General features: G+C 63.5%; 14 protein-coding genes, 1 tRNA gene and 1 pseudogene. 4 read left to right on the forward strand and 12 right to left on the reverse strand.

Annotated features, from left to right (window positions below; all coding sequences use genetic code 11):
• Nucleotides 1–22: 22 nt before the first annotated feature.
• The 4 genes from HF854_RS04475 to HF854_RS04490 form a co-directional block, all read right to left on the reverse strand.
• On the reverse strand, nucleotides 23–727 hold the full coding sequence (locus HF854_RS04475) for a TetR/AcrR family transcriptional regulator (protein WP_168935235.1): 705 nt from the start codon (nucleotides 725–727) through the stop codon (nucleotides 23–25).
• Nucleotides 728–911: 184 nt separating this feature from the next.
• A complete protein-coding gene (locus HF854_RS04480; protein ID WP_168935236.1) occupies nucleotides 912–2,390 on the reverse strand; it encodes an MATE family efflux transporter in 1,479 nt (492 codons plus the stop codon).
• A 356-nt stretch (nucleotides 2,391–2,746) separates the two neighbouring features.
• Nucleotides 2,747–4,168, reverse strand: coding sequence for an MATE family efflux transporter (locus HF854_RS04485; protein ID WP_240937658.1), 1,422 nt, complete (start codon nucleotides 4,166–4,168; stop codon nucleotides 2,747–2,749).
• Between the two features lie 121 nt (nucleotides 4,169–4,289).
• Nucleotides 4,290–5,120 (reverse strand): 1,4-dihydroxy-6-naphtoate synthase, encoded by an 831-nt coding sequence (locus tag HF854_RS04490; protein ID WP_204625408.1) that lies wholly within the window; start codon nucleotides 5,118–5,120, stop codon nucleotides 4,290–4,292.
• 110 nt (nucleotides 5,121–5,230) lie between these two features.
• Here HF854_RS04490 and mqnE point away from each other — a divergent pair, with 110 nt between their 5' ends.
• From mqnE to HF854_RS12965, 3 genes and pseudogenes are all read left to right on the forward strand, one after another.
• Nucleotides 5,231–6,364: an aminofutalosine synthase MqnE gene (gene mqnE / locus HF854_RS04495; protein WP_006008480.1), complete on the forward strand. Its 1,134-nt coding sequence runs from the start codon at nucleotides 5,231–5,233 to the stop codon at nucleotides 6,362–6,364.
• A complete protein-coding gene (mqnC, locus tag HF854_RS04500) occupies nucleotides 6,361–7,488 on the forward strand; it encodes a cyclic dehypoxanthinyl futalosine synthase (protein ID WP_168935238.1) in 1,128 nt (375 codons plus the stop codon). Before mqnE ends, mqnC begins: the two co-directional genes overlap by 4 nt.
• Before the next feature lie 99 nt (nucleotides 7,489–7,587).
• Nucleotides 7,588–7,689: pseudogene (locus HF854_RS12965) on the forward strand (hypothetical protein); the annotation flags it as partial.
• A 406-nt stretch (nucleotides 7,690–8,095) separates the two neighbouring features.
• Here HF854_RS12965 and HF854_RS04505 read toward each other — a convergent pair.
• On the reverse strand, nucleotides 8,096–9,553 hold the full coding sequence (locus tag HF854_RS04505) for a catalase (protein WP_168935239.1): 1,458 nt from the start codon (nucleotides 9,551–9,553) through the stop codon (nucleotides 8,096–8,098).
• 218 nt (nucleotides 9,554–9,771) lie between these two features.
• A complete protein-coding gene (locus HF854_RS04510) occupies nucleotides 9,772–10,221 on the reverse strand; it encodes a GlcG/HbpS family heme-binding protein (protein WP_239463851.1) in 450 nt (149 codons plus the stop codon).
• A 248-nt stretch (nucleotides 10,222–10,469) separates the two neighbouring features.
• On the opposite strand from HF854_RS04510, the gene HF854_RS04515 reads away from it, so the two are divergent.
• Entirely contained in the window at nucleotides 10,470–11,324 is an 855-nt protein-coding gene (locus HF854_RS04515; RefSeq protein ID WP_006008470.1) for a menaquinone biosynthetic enzyme MqnA/MqnD family protein, read from the forward strand.
• 555 nt (nucleotides 11,325–11,879) lie between these two features.
• On the opposite strand, the gene lon is transcribed toward HF854_RS04515, so the two are convergent.
• From lon to selD, 6 genes are all read right to left on the reverse strand, one after another.
• Nucleotides 11,880–14,321, reverse strand: a complete 2,442-nt coding sequence (lon, locus tag HF854_RS04520) for an endopeptidase La (protein WP_168935241.1) — start codon at nucleotides 14,319–14,321, stop codon at nucleotides 11,880–11,882.
• Nucleotides 14,322–14,555: 234 nt separating this feature from the next.
• Nucleotides 14,556–15,833 (reverse strand): ATP-dependent Clp protease ATP-binding subunit ClpX, encoded by a 1,278-nt coding sequence (gene clpX, locus HF854_RS04525; protein ID WP_168935242.1) that lies wholly within the window; start codon nucleotides 15,831–15,833, stop codon nucleotides 14,556–14,558.
• 3 nt (nucleotides 15,834–15,836) lie between these two features.
• Nucleotides 15,837–16,439 (reverse strand): ATP-dependent Clp endopeptidase proteolytic subunit ClpP, encoded by a 603-nt coding sequence (gene clpP, locus HF854_RS04530; protein ID WP_006008466.1) that lies wholly within the window; start codon nucleotides 16,437–16,439, stop codon nucleotides 15,837–15,839.
• 143 nt (nucleotides 16,440–16,582) lie between these two features.
• Nucleotides 16,583–17,905 carry a trigger factor gene (gene tig / locus HF854_RS04535; RefSeq protein ID WP_168935243.1) on the reverse strand — a complete coding sequence of 441 codons (1,323 nt, stop codon included), beginning with the start codon at nucleotides 17,903–17,905 and terminating at the stop codon, nucleotides 16,583–16,585.
• Between the two features lie 598 nt (nucleotides 17,906–18,503).
• Nucleotides 18,504–18,587 (reverse strand) — tRNA-Leu (locus HF854_RS04540).
• 264 nt (nucleotides 18,588–18,851) lie between these two features.
• Nucleotides 18,852–19,910 (reverse strand): selenide, water dikinase SelD, encoded by a 1,059-nt coding sequence (gene selD, locus HF854_RS04545; protein WP_168935244.1) that lies wholly within the window; start codon nucleotides 19,908–19,910, stop codon nucleotides 18,852–18,854.
• Nucleotides 19,911–20,167 lie beyond the last annotated feature (257 nt).

Consider the following 20,167-nt stretch of genomic DNA (forward strand, 5'->3'; position numbering starts at 1 on the left):
GCTTCTGCCGGATAAATCTCGTCTATCGTCTTTCGTCGTATCCGGTCCCGCACCCGGCCCCTGCCGAGCGGGCGCGCCACTTGGCCGCGGCATCGTCCAGCCCGGCAAAGATGAAGTCCTTGACCATCTGGTCAAGGGACGCGCTTTTTTCTGCCAGGTTCGGGAACAGACTGTTGGCAAAGGCCGGATCCAGCATGATGAGCATCATGCAGGTCCCCATGGAACTGGCGATGCAGCAGTCCAGCTGGGAGGCCTCCTGCGGGATGCCGGTGATCTCGCTCAGCAGGCCGCGCAACAACCGGGCTTTGGGATGCACCTTTTCCTGCAGGAAAGGATCCACAAAGCCCGCCGGCGAAAAAAACTCCCGTGCCAGCACCCGCACATGCCAGCTGCGCGGCCCGTGCAGATGGGCCAGCAGCTCGTCCAGCGTACGCGAAAGCTTTTCGCGCGCCGTGCCCTCCGCCAGGATCTGGCGCAGGCGCTCCAGCGTGAAGAGACGGTCATGGGCCTCGGCCAGCACGGCCGCATACAGCCCTTCGCGGCTGCCGAAATGATAATTGACCGCCGCCATATTCACATGGGCCCGTTCACAGACCTGTTTGCTGGTCATGTTGGCATAGCCGCACTCGGCCGCCAGCTGCCCTGCCGATTCCAGTATCCGGGCCCGGGTCAGATCCCCGTCACCGCGCTTGCCGCGCTCGTGCCCCCCGTGGGAAATACTGCCCATTACCGCCTCATAGTGCTAAAGTTCCATTATCCAATCAAGAATATTTCCTGCCATGTTCAAAAAACGTTAACAAATTAAAATTCAAATTTCAATTATTTTTCTTACCGCCGGGATCAGCATCGCGGCGTGGCAAACGGATAAAAAGAAGGCCCCGCGGCATGGTGCCGCAGGGCCTTCCAGAACGTCAGCGCTGGATGCGCCGCCGTACGGCTTCGGCCTCCAGACCATGCAGATGGTGCACGCGTATCAGGTAACACAGGGCCCCGAAGCCCAGGGCCACGATATAGGAGATCCAGAAGCCCGCAGGCCCCATGGCCGGGACGATCCAGTCCGTACGGGCCAGCGTGAAGCCCAGGGGCAGGCCGATGATCCAGTAGGAGGTGAAGCAGACCAGCGAGATGATGCGGGTATCGTTGTAGGCACGCAGGATGCCGATACTGATGGTCTGCAGGGCGTCCACCAGCTGGTAGCAGGAACCGAGCAGCAGCAGGCTCATGGCCAGGGCCGTCACGGCGGGATCGTCGTTATAGATGTGCACGATCTGCTCGCGGAACAGGGCCGTGCAGGCCGCGATGATCAGCGAGGAGACCGCGCCCATGCACAGGGCCGTGCGGGCCGAAAGACGGGCCCGGCCCAGACGCCCGGCCCCCACGCTCTGCCCCACCCGGATGGCCGCCGTGATGTTCAGCGACAGGGGCAGCATGAAGACCATCCCGGCAAAGTTCATGGCGATCTGGTGCCCGGCCACGATGACCTTGCCCAGCGGTGCCAGCAGCAGTGCGGAAAGTGCGAACAGCGAGACCTCGAAGAACACGGCCAGCGCACCGGGCAGGCCGATGCGCAGGATGCGCCAGATCAGGGGAAAGTCGAAACGGCACGGCACCGGCTCGGGCGTATAGGGAGCGGCCAGGGGACTGGCGTCATCACGGGCGCGGGCCTCGCAGCCGCAGGCAGGGGCCGTGCGCGGCAGCAGCAGGGGCAGGAACAGGGGATGCAGATCCCGGTACTGGGCATCCCGGCGCACGTAGTAGATCATGCAGGCGGCCATGAACCAGTAACACAGGGCGGTGGCCACGCCGCAGCCCACGGCCCCCAGCTGGGGCAGGCCCAGCTTGCCGTAGATGAGCACATAGTTGCAGGGCACGTTGAGCGCCAGCCCCAGGATGCCGATGATCATGGCCGGGCGCGTGCGGGCATAGCCTTCCAGAAAGCTGCGCACATTGACGAACAGCATGAAGCCCGGCAGGCCCCAGAGCATGGCGCGCAAGTAGCCGCCGCCCAGGCGGGAAAGTTCCTCATCCAGCCCGAAGGACTGCAAATGCCAGGAGATGACGTAAAAGGCGGTCATCAGGATGGCGCTGATGACCAGCGTGAGCCAGATGCCCTGCCGCAGCAGGTGCGGGGTGCGCGAACGCTGCCCGCCGCCCACCAGATGGGCGCTCATGGCCGGCAGGGAAAGCAGGCAGCCGATGCCCAGCAGGGAAAGAGGGTTCCAGATGGAACCGGCCACCGCCACGGCAGCCATGTCCGCCGTGCTGGCCTGACCGGTCATGGCCGTGTCTACGAAGTTCATGCCCATCTGTGACATCTGGGCCACAAATACAGGGAGGCCCAGAGCAACAAAGCGCCGGGCCTCGGACAAAGAAAAGAACTGGTTCTGCATGGTCTCCCATCCGCAGCCGGAAATATCCGGTTACAAGACAAGCCCTTATGCCGGGCCGGAGGCAGGCGGGGCATCCTGCCGGCACAGCCGTGGCAGGGTACGGTCCGCGCCCCTCCTATACCTGCTCCCCCCTTGAATGACAAGCCCGCGCCATACCGGGAAATACCTTCCCGAAAAGCCGCCCGCTTTTTCTTTGCCGGCACGGCCCGCAATGCCCCTGTCCTGCCGTGGCGGCACATGTTCCGTCATGGCAGGCACGTCCGTGAAGATGGGCCTTCAGCCACGCAAAAAAGGAGAGGCCTTGCCATGCCTCCCCTTCCCCGCGTGCGTATCCGGCTAAAATCCATCGCTCCCGCTCAGCGGCGGATGCGCTGGCGCACGGCCTCCGCATCCAGCCGGTGCAAGCGGCCCATGCGCAAACGGTACAGGCTGAAGCTCACCCACAGGGCCAGGCCGTAACCTATCCAGAAGCCGGTGGCGCCCATGGCGGGCACCAGCCAGTCCGTCCGGGCCAGGGGCCAGCCCGTGCCCAGCCCCACGATCCAGTAGGAGAACAGGCAGACGCCCAGGATGTAGCGGGTATCGTTGTAGGCGCGCAGCACACCGATGCTCACCGTCTGCAACGATTCCGGGATCTGGTTGACGGCGGCGAAGACCAGCAGGCCCACGGCCAGCCCCAGCACGGCGGGGTCCGAGTTGTAGATCTGGGCGATCTGCGGCCGCAGGCACAGGGTGGCCGTCATGGTCAGCAGGGCCAGGCCCAGCCCCAGGCACAGGGCCGTGCGGGCCGAAAGGCGGGCCCGTTCCAGACGCCCGGCCCCCAGGTTCTGCCCCACCCGGATGGCCACGGTGATGTTCAGCGACAGGGGCAGCATGTAGACGATGCTGGAAAAGTTCATGGCGATCTGGTGCCCGGCCACCACCACCTTGCCCAGCGGTGCCAGCAGCAGGGCCGTGACCGCGAACAGCGATGCCTCGAAACAGGCAGCCAGCGCACCGGGCAGGCCGATGCGGAAGATGCGCCAGACCAGCGGCCAGTCCACCCGCCGGACCTCGCCGCCCTCCCCTGCCGTACGCGGCAGCAGCAGGGGCAGGAACAGCGGCCCCAGCTTGCGGCAGCGTGCCTCGCGCCGGGCATACAGGGCCAGGGTCAGGCCCATGAACCAGTAGCACAGGGCGGTGGCAACGCCGCAGCCCACAGCCCCCAGCTGGGGCAGGCCCAGCTTGCCGTAGATGAGCACATAGTTGCAGGGCACGTTGAGCGCCAGCCCCAGCAGGCCCACGAGCATGGCCGGACGCGTGCGGGCATAGCCTTCCAGAAAGCCGCGTACGTTCACGAACAGCATCATGCCCGGCAGGCCGAAGAGCATGGCCCGCAGATACCCGGCCGCCAGCGGCGCCAGCTCGGCATCCAGGCCGAACAGCTCCAGATGGAGGGAAAGGAAGGCGAACACGCCCATAAGCACCAGCGACAGCAGGCTCGAAAGCCAGAGGCCCTGCCGCAGCAGATGCGGGGTGCGCTGCTGTTCGCCGCCGCCCACCAGATGGGCCATCATGGCGGGTAGGGACAAAAGGCAGCCCATGCCCAGCAGGGAAACCGGCACCCAGATGGAGCCCGAGACGGCCACGGCGGCTATGTCCGCCGTACTGGCCTGGCCGGTCATGGCCGTGTCCACGAAATTCATGCCCATCTGGGCGATCTGCGTCACCAGCACGGGCAGGCCCAGCGCCAGGAAGCGGCGGGCCTCATTGAGGGAAAAGAATCTGTTCTTGGTCATCATGTTCTGTGTTGGAGGCAAAAACAGGGCCGTTCCCTGCGGAACGGCCCTGAAAAGGCCCCGGCGGCATGACCGCACGAGGCCCCCGGATACGTACGAACAGGCCTGATGCGGCCCTGCTTTACAGGAAGAGCCCCGCCTCGGGCAGGCGCAGGCCCTGCATCTTCGCCGCGGTCTCCACCAGACGGGCGATGGCCTGACGGCCCGTTTCGCCCAGGTCACGGCTGTACTCGGTGACGAAGGTCTTGATGTGGGCCGAGGTCACGCTCTCGGCCAGCTCCTGCGCGTGTTCGCGGATGAATTCCGCCGAGGCGCGCGGGTTGGCATTGGCATAGTCCACGCTGGCCGTGATGGCCGCTTCGATGGCGCGGGCCAGCTCCACGGGCACGTCGCGGCGCACGGCGATGGCGCCCAGCGGCAGGGGCGCATGATAGGTGGCTTCCCACCACTGCCCCAGGTCCAGCAGCTTCACCAGGCCGCGGTCGGCATAGGTGAAACGGCCTTCATGGATGATGACGCCCATGTCCGCCTCGCCGGTGAGCACCGCATCCATGACATCGCTGAAGAGCATCTCTTCGCGCGGGCCCTGGAAGCCGCCGTGCAGGGTCAGCAGCAGGTTGGCCGTGGTCATGAGGCCCGGCACGGCCACGCGGGCCGTTTTCCATTTTTCTTCGGGCAGGTCCTCGCGGGCCACCACCAGCGGGCCGCAGCCCCAGCCCAGGGCGGCGCCCGAGGCCATGATGGCATAATCGTCCATGATGTAGGGCACCACGCCCAGCGAAAGTTTGGTCACCGGCAGCTTCTTCTGCCGGGCAAGGGCATTGAGCTCCTCCACGTCGGCCATGTGCGGCGTGAAGTGCGCCGGGGACGGCACCAGATGGTGCAGCAGGGCATGGAAGATATAGGTATCATTGGGACAGGGCGAAAGGCCCAGCGTCATGTTCTCCGCCACGGGACACCTCTCTTTGTTTGATCCGGCGTAACAGTTTGACAGGCAGCGAGACTGGAACATATACTGCGCTGTTCCGGCCTTCGGCCAATCATCATTTGAGGATAACCATTATGCTGGATGCTTCCTATTACGCAAGCCTCGGGCTTGCCGACGTTCTGGACAAGGTCCTTGCCGGCCAGCGCCTGAGCGCCGAAGACGGCATGGCGCTTTTCGCCTGCCCCGATATCACCGCCGTGGGCGCTCTGGCCCACCACGCGCGTTGCCGCATGCACGGGGACAAGACCTCGTATGTGGTCAACCGCCAAATAAATTATACCAATGTCTGCGTCAACGGCTGCGTGTTCTGCGCCTTCCGCCGCGACCGCGAAGAAGACCAGGGGGCCTTCTGCCTGAGCACCGAGGAAGTGCTGGAGCGTCTGCGCGCCGCTGACGCCACGCCCCTGCATCTGGACGAGCTGCACATCGTGGGCGGCTGCCATCCCACCCGTCCTTTCCAGTGGTTCCTGGACACCCTGCGCGCCGCGCGCGAGCTCAATCCCGACCTGCTCATCAAGGCCTTCACCCCGGTGGAGATCGCCCACTTCGCCAAGATGGAAGGCTGCTCCACCCTCGAAGTGCTGCAGCGCCTCAAGGAAGCCGGCCTGGTCATGATGCCCGGCGGCGGCGCCGAGATCTTCGACGAGGGCCTGCGCGCCCAGATCTGCCCCCACAAGGCCGGTTCCGCCGAGTGGCTGCGAATCTCCGGCGAGGCCCACAGCCTGGGCATCAAGACCAACTGCACCATGCTCTACGGTCATCTGGAGACCTACGCCATGCGCGTGGACCATCTCTGCCGCCTGCGCGAACAGCAGGACAAGAGCGGCGGTTTCACCTGCTTCATCCCCCTGCCCTTCCTGACCGAGAACAGCAAGCTCAAGCTGCCTGAAGAAAAGCTCGGCCCCGTGCGCGGTCTCGACCAGCTGCGCACCGTGGCCGTCTCGCGCCTGATGCTGGACAACATCCCCCACATCAAGGCCTACTGGATCATGATGGGCACCAAGCTGGCCCAGACGGCCCTCTGGTACGGCGCCGACGACCTGGACGGCACCGTGGTGGAAGAGCATATCGGCCATATGGCCGGTGCCGGTTCCGCCCAGGGCCTGACCCTCAAGGAACTGGAATTCATGATCCGTGAAGCGGGCTTCACGCCCGTGCGGCGCAACGCCATCTTCAATACCGTCCAGACCGAGGAGGCCCGCGCATGAGCGACCAGCAGTTCCGTCCGGCGCACAGCGCCTTTGACGAAAGCCCCGAAGTGAAGGAGGCCGCGGCCCTTTCCCTGGCCGGGAAGCGCCTGGACCGCGCCGCCGCCGAAGCCCTGTATTACGGCGCCTCTCTGCACACGCTGGCCCAGCTGGCCCACGCCATGCGCCTGCGCCTGCATCCCGAGCCCATCGTCACCTATGTGGGCGACCGCAACATCAACTATTCCAACGTCTGCGTCTGCGCCTGCCGCTTCTGCGCCTTCTTCCGCGCGCCCGAATCCGGCGAAGGCTACGTCATCACCCGCGAGGAGATGGCCCGGAAGATCGACGAGACCCTGCGCCTGGGCGGCACCCAGATCCTGCTGCAGGGCGGGCACCATCCCGACCTGCCCCTGGAATGGTACGAAGACCTGCTGCGCTGGATGCGTGCCACCTGGCCCAGCCTGCACATCCATGCCTTCTCCCCGCCGGAGATCTTCTTCTGGTCGCAGAAGTTCGGTCTGAGCGTGGACGAGGTCATCTCCCGCCTCAAGGCCGCCGGTCTGGACTCCATCCCCGGCGGCGGCGCCGAGATCCTCCAGAACGATGTCCGCGCCCAGGTCTCGCCCAACAAGTGCAGCGCGGACCAGTGGCTCTACGTCATGGAACGCGCCCACAACCTGGGCATGCGCACCACCGCCACCATGATGTTCGGCCATGAGGAAGAGCCCCGCCACCGTCTGGACCACCTCTTCGCCGTGCGCGAGGTACAGGACAGGACCCACGGCTTCACCGCCTTCATCCCCTGGACCTTCCAGCCCGCCCATACCCGCATCAACGTGACGGCCCCCCTGCCCGCGCCCGCCTATCTGCGCCTGCTGGCCGTGTCGCGCCTGGTGCTGGACAATATCCCCAACATCCAGTCCTCCTGGGTGACCATGGGGCCCGAAGTGGCCCAGCTGGCCCTCTTCTACGGTGCCAACGACTTCGGCTCGCTCATGATCGAGGAGAACGTGGTGGCCGCCGCCGGCGTGTCCTACCACCTGACCCGTCATGAGATCCACAAGATCATCCGTGCCGCCGGCTTCACCCCCGTGCAGCGCACCATGAACTACACCCCTGTGGATCCTCAGCTCGAAGACTAGCTGACCATAAAAAGATGATGCGAGGGGGAGGCCCCCCTTTTGTGAACAAAAGGTGCGGCCTCCCCCTCGCGCTCCCCCTCCACGCCAAAAAACTTTGCCCGGATCTGTCCTTTTCCCGCAGGCTCGGACATCGTGTATTGGTGTGAAAAACGGGAAAAAAGCCCAGCAGGTTCTGCCGGTCCACCAGTGCGGCGGGCGTAGGATATGCCCTCAGGTACCGGGAGATCCCCGCAGACAAAAAGATACGGAAAAGCGGACATGGCCGTGATGGTCATGTCCGCTTTTTTTGCCGGCAGCATTCCGTCAGCGGAAGCTCTGCCGCGACACGGCGTGTCTTCCGCGCCTGCAACGACGAAGCGCTGCCGGGGCACTGGGAAGGACTCCTTTTCCGGACCGGCTGAAAGGACATGCTGCCGCTTTCAGCCGGAACCCAGCCTTGCGTGGGCCTTTTGGGGAAAAGGAGACCAGGGAGAGCCATCGGCCCGCAGGGTGCCACCGGATACCGGCCCTCAGGACGTATGCCGCGACGGGGAGGAGGATCCGTCGCTGCGCAGGAGACTCCGGTACCGGCAGCAGGGACAATGGCCCCCTGTCTCACATTGTTTCTTTAGATCTCGCTTTCCGGGATACCGCAGGCCCGGGCCACGCCCGCACCGTAGGCGGGGTCGGCCTTGGCGCAATGACGGATATGGCGCAGCTTGATCTCGCGGGGCGCGTCGCCCAGGGCGCGGGCCGTATTGCCGAACAGCTCTTCCTGCTGTTCCGGCGTCATCACGCGGAACAGCTTGCCGGGCTGCTCGAAGTAGTCGGCATCATCGCAGGGATAGTCCCAGCGGTCCGCATCGCCGCTGATCTTCAGGGGCGGCTCGCTGAAGTCGGGCTGTTCCTGCCAGGCACCCGTGCTGTTGGGCTCATAGCTGGTATAACTGCCGTAGTTGCCGTCCACCCGCATGGCGCCGTCCCGGTGGAAGCTGTGGTAGGGACAGCGGGGACGGTTCACCGGGATCATGTTGTGGTTGACCCCCAGGCGGTAACGCTGGGCATCTCCATAGGAGAACAGACGGCCCTGCAGCATCTTGTCGGGCGAGACGCCGATGCCGGGCACCAGATTGGCGGGATTGAAAGCCGCCTGCTCCACCTCGGCAAAGTAGTTCTCGGGATTGCGGTTCAGTTCCAGCACGCCCACTTCGATGAGGGGATAATCCTTGTGGTACCAGACCTTGGTCAGGTCAAAGGGATGATAGGGCAGCTTTTCGGCGTCCTCCTCGGGCATGATCTGGAAATACAGGGTCCAGCGGGGGAAGTCGCCCTTTTCGATATGCTCGTACAGATCGCGCTGGTGGCTGTCCCGGTCACGGCCGATGAGTTCCTGCGCCTCGGCATCGGTGAGGTTCTTGATGCCCTGCTGGGTCTTGAAATGGAACTTGACCCAGAAGCGCTTGTTCTCCGCATTGATGAGGCTGTAGGTGTGGCTGCCGAAACCGTGCATGTGGCGGTACGACGCCGGGATGCCGCGATCGCTCATGACCACGGTGATCTGGTGCAGGGCTTCGGGCAGCAGGGTCCAGAAGTCCCAGTTGTCCGTGGCGCTGTGCATGTTGGTGCGCGGGTTGCGCTTGACCACATGGTTCAGGTCGGGGAACTTGAGCGGGTCACGCAGGAAAAAGACCGGCGTGTTGTTGCCCACCATGTCCCAGTTGCCCTGGTCCGTGTAGAATTTGACGGCAAAGCCGCGGATGTCGCGTTCCGCGTCCGCTGCGCCGCGCTCGCCGGCCACAGTGGAGAAACGGACGAAGACTTCGGTCTGCTTGCCGACCTCGGCAAAGAGCGAGGCCTTGGTATACTGAGTGACGTCATGCGTCACCGTGAACGTCCCGTAAGCACCGGAGCCCTTGGCGTGCATGCGCCGCTCCGGGATGACCTCACGGTCGAAATGGGCCAGTTTTTCCTGGAACCAGACATCCTGCATCAGCATGGGGCCGCGCGGACCGGCAGTCAGGGCATGATTGTTATTGGCTACCGGCGCACCGGCACTGGTGGTCAGGCGGTCATTTTTATCAGTCATATGCTTTCTCCTTGGTTTGCGCACCTGGTTGGTGCAGTGACAGCCTCCCCCCAGGAGGTATCGCAAGGAAAGAAATGCCATGACCGGCAACTTTTGTAAATAGGAATTATTACTATTTAGTTATTTTCTTACTTTTTCCGCCGGATCTCCCTCGGGCAGCGGGCAGCCGCCCGCATGTCACGCCGCACGCCACGCGGGCCAGTGCCCCGCACGCAGGACTAGTGCTGCAACACCAGCAGGCCGATGCGGGCCAGACGTCCGTCTTCACTGCCGTGGGCACCGCCGACCCCGATACCGCCCACCACCACATTTTCCAGGATGACGGGGATACCGCCTTCCATAAGGGAGAAATTGGGGTCGAGATAACGGATGTCCGAGGGGATGGAGCCGTCCCGTATGCCACGGGCTATGGCGACCGTCTCGCGCTTCTGGGAGGCCGCCGTGTAGGCTTTTTTGTAACTGGCGTTGAGCGTATGCACACCGGCGTGATGGTCGCGCAGCACCGCCAGTATCTGGCCGGAGCGGTCCACCACGGTCACGGTGACGGCATGCCCGCTCTCGCGGGCCTCATGCATGACCACCTCGACCATGGCCTGGGCCTGTTCACCCGTCAGGACAGGCTCACGCACGATGGCGCCCGCGGTCTCGTTTTCCAGTGCTGCAGCCATGACCGGAATCCCCCCAAGCAGCGTACCTGCCAGCAATACGAGAAAAAAACGTTTGAACATGACTCACCTGCTTTTTTCCATCATATACAGGAAGGCCAAGGGACGTCAAAACGCCTGCCCCCGCCCTTTCCTTTTTGGCGGCGGCCTGTTATGCAGCATTCCGGGATGCGTCCGCACGGGTGCCTCCCTTCCCACTGCCCCCGGACAGCCCACCAAGAAACGGCCGCTCTGCGGCCAGGAGGAATGCCATGTCCAGTGAACCCGGTCTGCCCGCTGATGCCCTGCGCATGGGCCGTATCGGCTACCTCAACGTCCTGCCCATCTATCATCCCCTGGAAGCGGGCATCATCCCCCACGATTTCGAGATCATCTCCGGGCCGCCCGCCGTCCTCAACAACATGATGGCCCGGGGCGAGCTGCACATCTCCTCCAATTCCTGTTTCGAATACGCCATGCGCCCCGAGCGCTACCATTTGGTGGAGGATCTTTCCATCGGCTCCCACGGCAATGTCATGAGCGTGCTGCTCATGTCCCGCCGCCCTGTGGAACAGCTGGGCGGCCAGACCATCCTCATCAGCGGCGAGACCCACACCTCCGTGGCCCTGCTGCGCCTGCTCATGAAGGACCACTACCACTGCGACGTGAACTACGTCACCGGCGCCGTCACGCCCACCCTGGGCACGGACAGGGCCCCCGAAGCCTTCCTGGCCATCGGGGACGAAGCCCTGCGCCTGCGCAACCATCCTGACTATCCCTACCGTCTCGACCTGGCCGATGCCTGGGTGGAATGGACCGGCCTGCCCTTCATCTTCGGGGTCTGGGTGGTCAGCCACGACGCCGTGCAGAAAAAGCTTTTCCACAGCGACCCCGGCGCGCTCATGCGTCAGGGCCGTGACTGGGGCCTCTCCCATATGGATGTCATCCTCGACCTCACCGGCCACGGTTGCCCCCTGTCCCGCGAGGAACTGACCGTCTATTACAACGAAGGCCTGACCTTCAGCCTGGGAGAACGCGAACTGCAGGGCCTCAGCCTCTTCTACCGCAAGCTGGCCGACGCCCGCATGATCCCCGGCGTGCCTCCCCTGCGCTTCTTCCACATGTAAGCAAGTTTTTTGGGGGAAGGAGGGACCTTGCCCTGCTGTCGATGCCCGTAGCTCCCTTCGTCGCAACGGGCACGGCCTGCGGCCGCCTTCGGTCGCCGGCTTGCGCGCAAAGGTCCCTCCTTCCCCCAAGCCCCCATCCTCCTCCCAACGCGCTTTATGCAGGAGGATGGACTCCCCGGTACGACGCCGGACAGCCCCCATTGCCGGTCCCCCGGCAAAAATGGCCAAGACAAGCACGGCTCTCTGACAAAGAGGCCTGCGCCCAAAACAAAAACGCGGAAGGCACTCTGCCCTCCGCGTTTTTGTTTTATACCGGACATCCGTTCAAAGGTACGCTGCGCACGCACGGCACGCCATACGCACCAAAAACAGGAAGAGGAAGGCACAATGCCTTCCTCTTCCTGTTTTCCCGGTCCACGGGCCGTTGTCCGCTCCCCACCGTCCAGCGGCGGGGACCAGCGGCCCCACCTAAAAAAAGTTTTTTGGAAGGGGGTGCGGGGGAGAACCTTTTGTCCACAAAAGGTTTCCCCCGCTCAAATCCCCCCTACTATCAGCTTATTGCGGTGCAGCGGCACTGCTGTCCTTGTCGCTCTTGCCGGCGCGCAGGCTGAGATACAGCGGCTGGGCCGTGGCGCGACCGGAAAAGATCTCTTCCACGGAAGCGGCCAAGGCATGGGGCAGGACTTCGTCCACATGGTCCACGAAGACGATCTCCAGATCTTCCAGCACCTCGGCGGGCACTTCCTTGAGATCCTTTTCGTTGTCATGCGGCATGAGGACCTTCTTGATGCCGCTGCGGCGGGCAGCCAGCAGCTTTTCCCGCAGGCCGCCGATGGGCAGCACGCGGCCGCGCAGGGAGATCTCGCCGGTCATGGCCACATCGTTGCGCACCGGGATGCCCAGCAGGGCCGAGGTGATGGACGTGGCCAGGGTGATGCCGGCCGAGGGGCCGTCCTTGGGCGTGGCGCCGTCGGGCACATGCACATGGATGTCCACCTTGCGGTGGAAACGCGGGTCAAGGCCCAGGATCTCGGCGCGGGAACGCACATAGGTCAGGGCCGCACGGGCGGACTCGGTCATCACGTCGCCCAGCTGGCCGGTGATGACCACCTGCCCGGAACCGGACATGAGGCTGGTCTCCACCATCAGGATCTCGCCGCCGCGCTGGTTGTAGGCCAGACCGGCGCAGACGCCCACCTGGGACTCGCTCTCGCGCTCCTCGTGGCGATACTTCTTGACGCCGAGGAAGGAAGCCAGGTTCTGGCGGGAGATGCTCACGCACTTGTCCAGATCGTTGTCCTCCACCAGACGGATGGCGGTCTTGCGGCACAGGGCGGCGATCTCGCGCTCCAGATTGCGCACGCCCGCTTCACGGGTGTAGGAACGGATGATCTCCAGGATGGCGCCGTCGGACAGCGCGATGTTCTCCGGCTTCAGGCCGTGTTCCTTCACCTGGCGCGGCAGCAGGAAGTTGCGGGCGATCTGGCGCTTTTCCGTCTCCAGATAGCTGTTGAGCTCGATGATCTCCATGCGGTCCAGCAGCGGTGCCGGGATGGTATCCAGCGAGTTGGCCGTGGTGATGAAGAACACCTTGGAGAGGTCGTACTCCAGATCCAGATAATGGTCCATGAAGGTGTTGTTCTGTTCCGGGTCCAGCACTTCCAGCAGGGCCGAGGCCGGGTCGCCCCGGAAGTCCGAGGTCATCTTGTCGATCTCGTCCAGGCAGAACAGGGGGTTGCTGCTCTTTACCCGTTTCAGGGACTGGATGATCTTGCCGGGCAGGGCGCCCACATAGGTACGGCGATGCCCGCGGATCTCGGCCTCGTCACGCACGCCGCCCAGGGAAAGGCGCACGTATTCGCGTCCCGTGGCCCGGGCCACGCTCTTGGCCAGCGAGGTCTTGCCCACGCCTGGCGGGCCCACGAAGCAGAGGATGGGACCGCGCAGGCCGTTGGAGAGCTTCTGCACGGCCAGATATTCCAGGATGCGGTCCTTGGGCTTTTCCAGACCGAAGTGGTCGCCTTCAAGGATGGCACGGGCCTTTTCGATGTCGATATTGATCTCTTTGAGGTCGTTCCAGGGCAGATCCAGCAGCCAGTCCACATAATTGCGCACCACGGTGTATTCCGCGGCCGAGGGCGGCATGCTGCGCAGCTTGCGCAGTTCGGACTGGCAGCGCTCGCGGGCTTCCTGCGGCATGTTGCGGCCTTCGAGCTTCTTTTCCAGCTCGTCCACTTCCGCCTGGGGATCGTCCTCGCGGCCCATCTCCTTGTTGATGGCCTTGAGCTGCTCGCTAAGGTAGTACTCGCGCTGGTTGCGCTCCATCTGCACCTTGACGCGGTTCTTGATGCGCTTTTCCACCGAGGCCAGGGCCACTTCGCCCTGCAAAAGCTCGTACACGCGCTCCAGGCGCTCGGTGACGTCGGCGATCTCCAGCACTTCCTGCTTCTTGCGGTAATCCACCTTGAGGTGGGGCACCACGGCGTCGGCCAGCGGCCCCGCATCGCGCAGGGCCATGATGGACATGAGCGCTTCCTGGGTCAGCTTCTTGTTGTTCTTGGCGTACTCTTCCAGCGCTTCCTGCACGGTACGCACCAGGGCCTCGCGCTCTTCGGGGCGGCTCTCGCTTTCCGGCACGGTGCAGAGCATGGCCATCAGGCAGTTGTCCTCTTCGCGCAGCTCCGTCCAGCGGGCACGGTGCAGGCCTTCGAACAGCACCTTGATGGTGCCGTCGGGCAGGCGCAGCATCTGCAGGACCTTGCAGACGACCCCCACGGGGCTCAGATCATCGGCGCCGGGCTTCTCCACATCGGGCTCGCGCTGGGCCACCAGGAACATCTGCTTGTTGTAGCCGGACTGGGCCAGTTCGATGGCCTTGATGGAGGCTTCGCGCCCCACGAAAAGCGGCATGATGGTACGCGGCAGCATGACCACTTCGCGCAGGGGCATGACCGGCAGCTCGGCAAAAAAGCGCGCTTCGCGCTGGAATTCGGACATAGTGAACCTCGTAAAAGGGCCGCGCGGGCGGCCCGCTCAGCCGTCGGGACGGCCGGGCCGGATGGCCCCGTATATCGTTGAAAGGGGAAGGATCCCTTCTGCCTGCGGCAAAAGCGGATGCTTCCCCCCTTTCAGATCTTGTGACAGCCTGCCCGGGGGCAGGCCCCGGCAAGGTGCGACCGGCAGCAGCAGGCGGGAGCGTCTCCACGCCGTGCGACCATGCCGGAAGCCGGGCTAGTTCAGGCTGGTATCGGCAGCAGCGCCTTCGGCGCTTTCGTCATACAGCAGCACCGGCTCCTTGCCCTTTTCGATGACGGCCCGGTTGATGAGGCATTCCTTGACACCGGGCATGGAGGGCAGGCGGAACATGATGTCCAGCATGGTGCGCTCCATGACGTTGCGCAGGCCGCGCGCGCCGGTCTTGCGCTCGATGGCCCGGGCCGCGATGGCCTTGAGGGCATTGGGCGTGAAGCGCAGCTGCACGTGGTCCAGTTCGAACAGCTTCTGGTACTGGCGCACCAGGGCGTTCTTGGGCTCGGTCAGGATACGCACCAGATCGGCCTCGTCCAGATCGTCCACATGGGTGATGATCGGGATACGGCCCACGAATTCGGGGATCAGACCGAACTTGACCAGGTCCTGGGGCTGGATCTTTTCCAGCAGCTCGCCCAGGGGCATCTCCTTCTTGGAGCAGACCTGGGCGCCGAAGCCCATGGAGCTGCCGCTCATGCGGGAGCCCACGATCTTGTCCAGGCCCACGAAGGCACCGCCCACGATGAACAGGATATTGCTGGTATCCATGCGGATGAATTCCTGCTGGGGATGCTTGCGGCCGCCCTTGGGCGGGATGTTGGCCTCGGTACCTTCGATGATCTTGAGCAGGGCCTGCTGCACGCCTTCACCGGACACGTCACGGGTGATGGAGGGGCCGTCGCTCTTGCGGGAGATCTTGTCGATCTCGTCGATGTAGATGATGCCCTTGCTGGCGGCTTCGATGTCGTAGTCGGCATTCTGCAGCAGCTGCACCAGGATGTTCTCCACATCCTCGCCCACGTAACCGGCTTCGGTCAGGGTCGTGGCGTCGGCGATGGCAAAGGGCACGCGCAGCACCTTGGCCAGGGTCTTGGCCAGCAGGGTCTTGCCGCTGCCGGAGGGACCCACCAGCAGGATGTTGCTCTTTTCCAGTTCCACGTCATCGCCCAGGGCATCGGCGAAGAAGACGCGCTTGTAGTGGTTGTGCACGGCCACGGAGAGGATCTTCTTGGCCTCGGTCTGGCCGATGACGTATTCATCCAGGCGGGCCTTGATCTCCTGCGGCGAGAGCAGGCGCTCGTCGGCCTCCTCCACCTGCTGCTGGACCTTGTCGCGGGCGATGATGTCACCGCAGGCGCGCACGCAGTTGTCGCAGATGCAGGCGTTGTCCTGCACGATAAGGTTGTTCACCTCCAGCTCGCTGCGTCCGCAGAAGGAGCAGCGCAGCGGTTCCTGTCCGGAATTCTTGCTGTTGGACATAGACTAGTTTTTCTCCGTCATATCGCTGCGCGATACCAGTACCCGGTCGATGATGCCGAATTCGAGGGCCTGTTCGGGGGTGAGGAAATTGTCGCGTTCCGTGGCCCGGACCACCTCGTCGTAGCTCTTACCGGTGTTCTCGGCCAGCATGGTGTTCAGGCGTTCCTTGATGCGCAGCATCTCGCGGGCGTGGATGTCCACATCCGTGGCCTGGCCCTGGAAGCCGCCCAGCGGCTGGTGGATCATGATCTGGCTGTTGGGCAGTGCGTAGCGCATGCCCTTCTGCCCGGCAGCCAGCAAAAATGCCCCCATGCTGGCGGCCCGGCCCATGCACACCGTGCTGACGGGCGCGGTGATGTAACGCATGGTGTCGTAGATGGCCAGACCGGCGGTCACGGAGCCGCCGGGAGAATTGATGTACAGGTTGATCTCCTTCTCCGGATCCTGGGATTCCAGGAACAGGAGCTGGGCGCAGACAAGGGAGGCCACAGTGTCGTTCACTTCGCTGCTCAGCAGGATGATGCGATCCTTGAGCAGGCGGGAATAAATATCGTAGGCACGTTCGGAACGGCCCGTGGTTTCGATGACCATGGGGACGAGGGACATGAAAACCTCTCTGTGAGTTAAACCGTATAAATTCGACGCCGCCGCGACGGGAGAACCGCCGCGGCGTACGTCAAAAGCGGACGACGAAGCGTCGCCGGAAAGGTGCGGGAAACATCTGCACCATGGTGCAGACATCGCTCGCTTTAGTTGTTTTCTTCAGTCTTTTCAGCAGCCTTGGGCTCCACTTCCTTCACCTGGGCCTTGGCGTAGATGGCGTCCATGGCCTTGTCGGCCAGGATGCGGTCACGCAGGGTGAAGATCATGCCGCTCTTTTCATAGGCTTCGCGAACCTGCTTGAAGTCTTCGCCGCTGCGCATGCACAGCTGGTAGAGCTGGGCATTGACTTCCTGCTCGTTCACATCCAGGCCTTCCTTCTTGGCGATGGCCAGCAGCAGCACCTGCATGCGGGTGATCTCTTCGGCCTGGGGCTGGACTTCCTTCAGCAGTTCTTCTTCGGTCTTGCCCAGGGAATCCAGGCTCTTGCCCTGGCGTTCCATGCGGGCGCGCATGTCGGCCAGCAGGGTGCGGGCCTGCACGTCCACCATGCTGGGCGGCAGTTCGAATTCCACCATCTTCACCAGCTTGTCCAGCATGGACTTCTGGGCGGAACCCTTGTTCAGGTTGTAGCGGCTGGAGCGGTAGCTTTCGCGGATGCCGGCCTTGAGCTTTTCCACGTTTTCCACGCCCACGGCCTTGGCCAGTTCGTCATCCACGGCGGGCAGCTGACGTTCCTTAATGGCATGCACCTTGACCTTCATGGTCACGGTCTTGCCGGCCAGGTCCTTGGCCAGGAAATCTTCGGGGAAGGTGATGTCGCCTTCGGCTTCGCAACCCAGCTTGATGGTCTTGACCAGGTTTTCGAAATCTTCCAGGGCCTGCTTTTCGCCCAGGGCCAGATCGAAGCCGTCAGCCTTGATGCCTTCCAGGGGCTGGCCGTTTTCGTAGGCGCAGAAGTCGATGTTGGCCACCTGGCCGTCCACGGCCGGGCCGTCGCCGTCCACGGGCACCAGCTTGGCGCGGTCGCGGCGGATGCGTTCCACAACTTCTTCCACTTCAGCGTCGTCCACGATGGTCTTTTCCTGCTCCACTTCCATGCCTTCGTAGGGGGGCAGATCGAAGGTGGGCAGCACTTCGAACTCGATGCTGTAGTTCATGCCCTTGCCGCGTTCCATGACAGGCTCGCCGTCCACCATGTTGATACCGGAGACGGGGGTCACGTCCAGCTTGGACATCACTTCATTGATGTGCACGTTGACGAGGTCCTGACGGGCCTCTTCATAGATGCGGTCGCGGAAACGCTGTTCGATGACGGAAGCGGGCACCTTGCCCTTGCGGAAACCGTCAATCTGCACAGACGTCTTGTACAGGGCGACAGCACCCATGATGGCGGCTTCCACTTCCTTGGGATCAGTGGTGATGGCAACCTTTTTCTTGACCGGGGACAAATCTTCAACAGTATATTCCACGAGGCGCTCCTTTAACGAAAAGTCTCTTTTTTCCGCCGCGCCCCGGGGATGCCCCGAAGACGACCGCGACCTGGGCCGCACGGCAGTTCTCTGAATGATGATGCGGTGCAGAACACGCATCATCCGGCATGGCGAGCGACTCGCCAGCCACGACAATCGCTTCTCATAGCCCAAAGAAGGGCGGATTTCAAGCGGCTGGACGCCGGTCTCCCGGCAGCTCTCTGCCGTCAAAGATAAGCACGGAAGCGTGCCGGTCAAGATGAAAAGCCGTCCTTTGGCGAAACGGTGAAGAAGGCAGCAGGAGGCGCTCAGGTACAGGCAGAAAGAGGTGAAGGAACAGGGCCGCGGTCTGATGCGGTATGGCCCGTGATGCCACGGCAAGAAGGGATGGACGGACGATACCCCTCGGCAACTCGCCGCAGGCCGGACGGGGAAGGAACATGCAGCAGCATGGCCAGGAAGGACTGCTGCCTGCGCGCTGCCGTGGAGGAATGGAGCTGCGCTGTCTTCCTCTGCGCCGGACAAGGAAGGCTTCCTGCACAACAGCCCTCAAAACAAAGACGTCCCACAGCCATGCCGGGGACGTCCTTGCAAATTCTGGTGCGAGAGACGGGACTTGAACCCGTATGGATAAACCGCTGGATTCTAAGTCCAGTGCGTCTACCAATTCCGCCACTCTCGCAAAGATAACTTTTATACCACAGACACCACTTTCCCGCAAGCCTCGGCCAGCCCTCCCCTCAGTACCGGACAGCAGGAAAAAAGGGAAATGGCAACAGTCCCAGAGGGGCCCGATCTTGCCGCCTGGCGAACTGCCGGGAGGCCTCTCTTCCGGGATGCTTTCCTCCCACTGCAATACATGCGGAGAGGATGGGAGGCGTGGAGGAAAGAGAGAGCTTGGGAAATGAGAAAGGGAGAGTCTTCTCCCCGGATCTCCCCTCCCCCGCTAGCGCAGCAGCAGCCGCTTGCCGTCGGGACGCGCCCCCAGCACTTCACCGATCTCCACGGCCATCTCGCCCCTGGCCTCCAGCCAGTCACGCACCGTGGCCAACTCTTCACCCGGCACGGCCAGCACGATACCGCCCGAGGTCTGGGCATCGAATACGATGCTTTCCACTGCCTCATCCACCGAAGGAGCCACGTCCACGGCAGGAGCGCAGTGGGTGCGGTTGAGATGGCTGCCCGCCGGGATGAGGCCCATGCGGGCATACTCCAGAGCGTGGGGCAGCAGCGGCAGGGCTTCCGTCTGCAATGATACGCAGACGCCCGAGGCCTGCGCCATCTCCAGCAGATGCCCGCCCAGCCCAAAACCGGTGATGTCCGTGGCGGCTGGGATGCGGAAGTGGGCGATGGCCTCCCCGGGGATACGGTTGAGACGTCCGCACCAGCGCTGCAGCAGCGCTTCGCTTTCCTCATGATCGTCCCAGCGTGCCTTGACGCCTGTAGCCAGGATGCCCGTGCCCAGCGGCTTGGTCAGCAGCAGACGCAGGCCCGGCCGCAGCTTGTCATTGGCGGCCACATGATCGGGATCGATGATGCCGGTCACGGCCATGCCGTACTTGAGTTCGTCATCCTGCACCGTATGCCCGCCGGCCAGCACGGCCCCGGCTTCTTCCAGGGCATCCATGCCGCCGCGCAGGATATTGGCCAGGATGTTCTCCGGGTCGTTCTCGGTCAGGCAGGTGGGGAAAAAAGCCACGTTCATGGCACACCAGGGCTGCCCGCCCAGTGCGTAGACATCCGACAGGGCATTGCAGGCCGCGATGCGGCCGAACCAGAAGGCATCGTTGACGATGGGCGCCAGGATGTCCACGGTCTGCACGATGGCCTTGCCCGCCGGCATGCGCACGACCACGGCATCCTCGTTGCGGGCACGCCCGGCGATGACGCGCTGCTCCAGATCCGACGATCCACGGGGCACGAGGCCCCGCAAAAGCTGCTCCAGGGCCCCTGGAGCCATTTTTGCCGCTCAGCCGGCGGCCCGGGCCTTTTCCAGCAACTTCATGATGAACCTCGCTTTGTTGAAAAATGAAAGGATGCCGCACAGGCACAGGCCGTCCATGCCATGAAAGCCCCCCTGCTGGCAAGTCATGACAGAGAAGGGACGACAAAGGTCAGTGGATGGCTGCTTGATAGTATTGAGGGGGCGAGGGGAACTTTTCCTTGCGCCCAAAAGCTTCCCCTCGCCCCCTCAAACTCCTCCCCCACTCCCCTCAAAACGCGCTCATAAAAAACCCAGAAAGACGTGAGGGAGAGATATTC

Source organism: Desulfovibrio piger, assembly GCF_012843875.1.
GTDB lineage: Bacteria > Desulfobacterota > Desulfovibrionia > Desulfovibrionales > Desulfovibrionaceae > Desulfovibrio.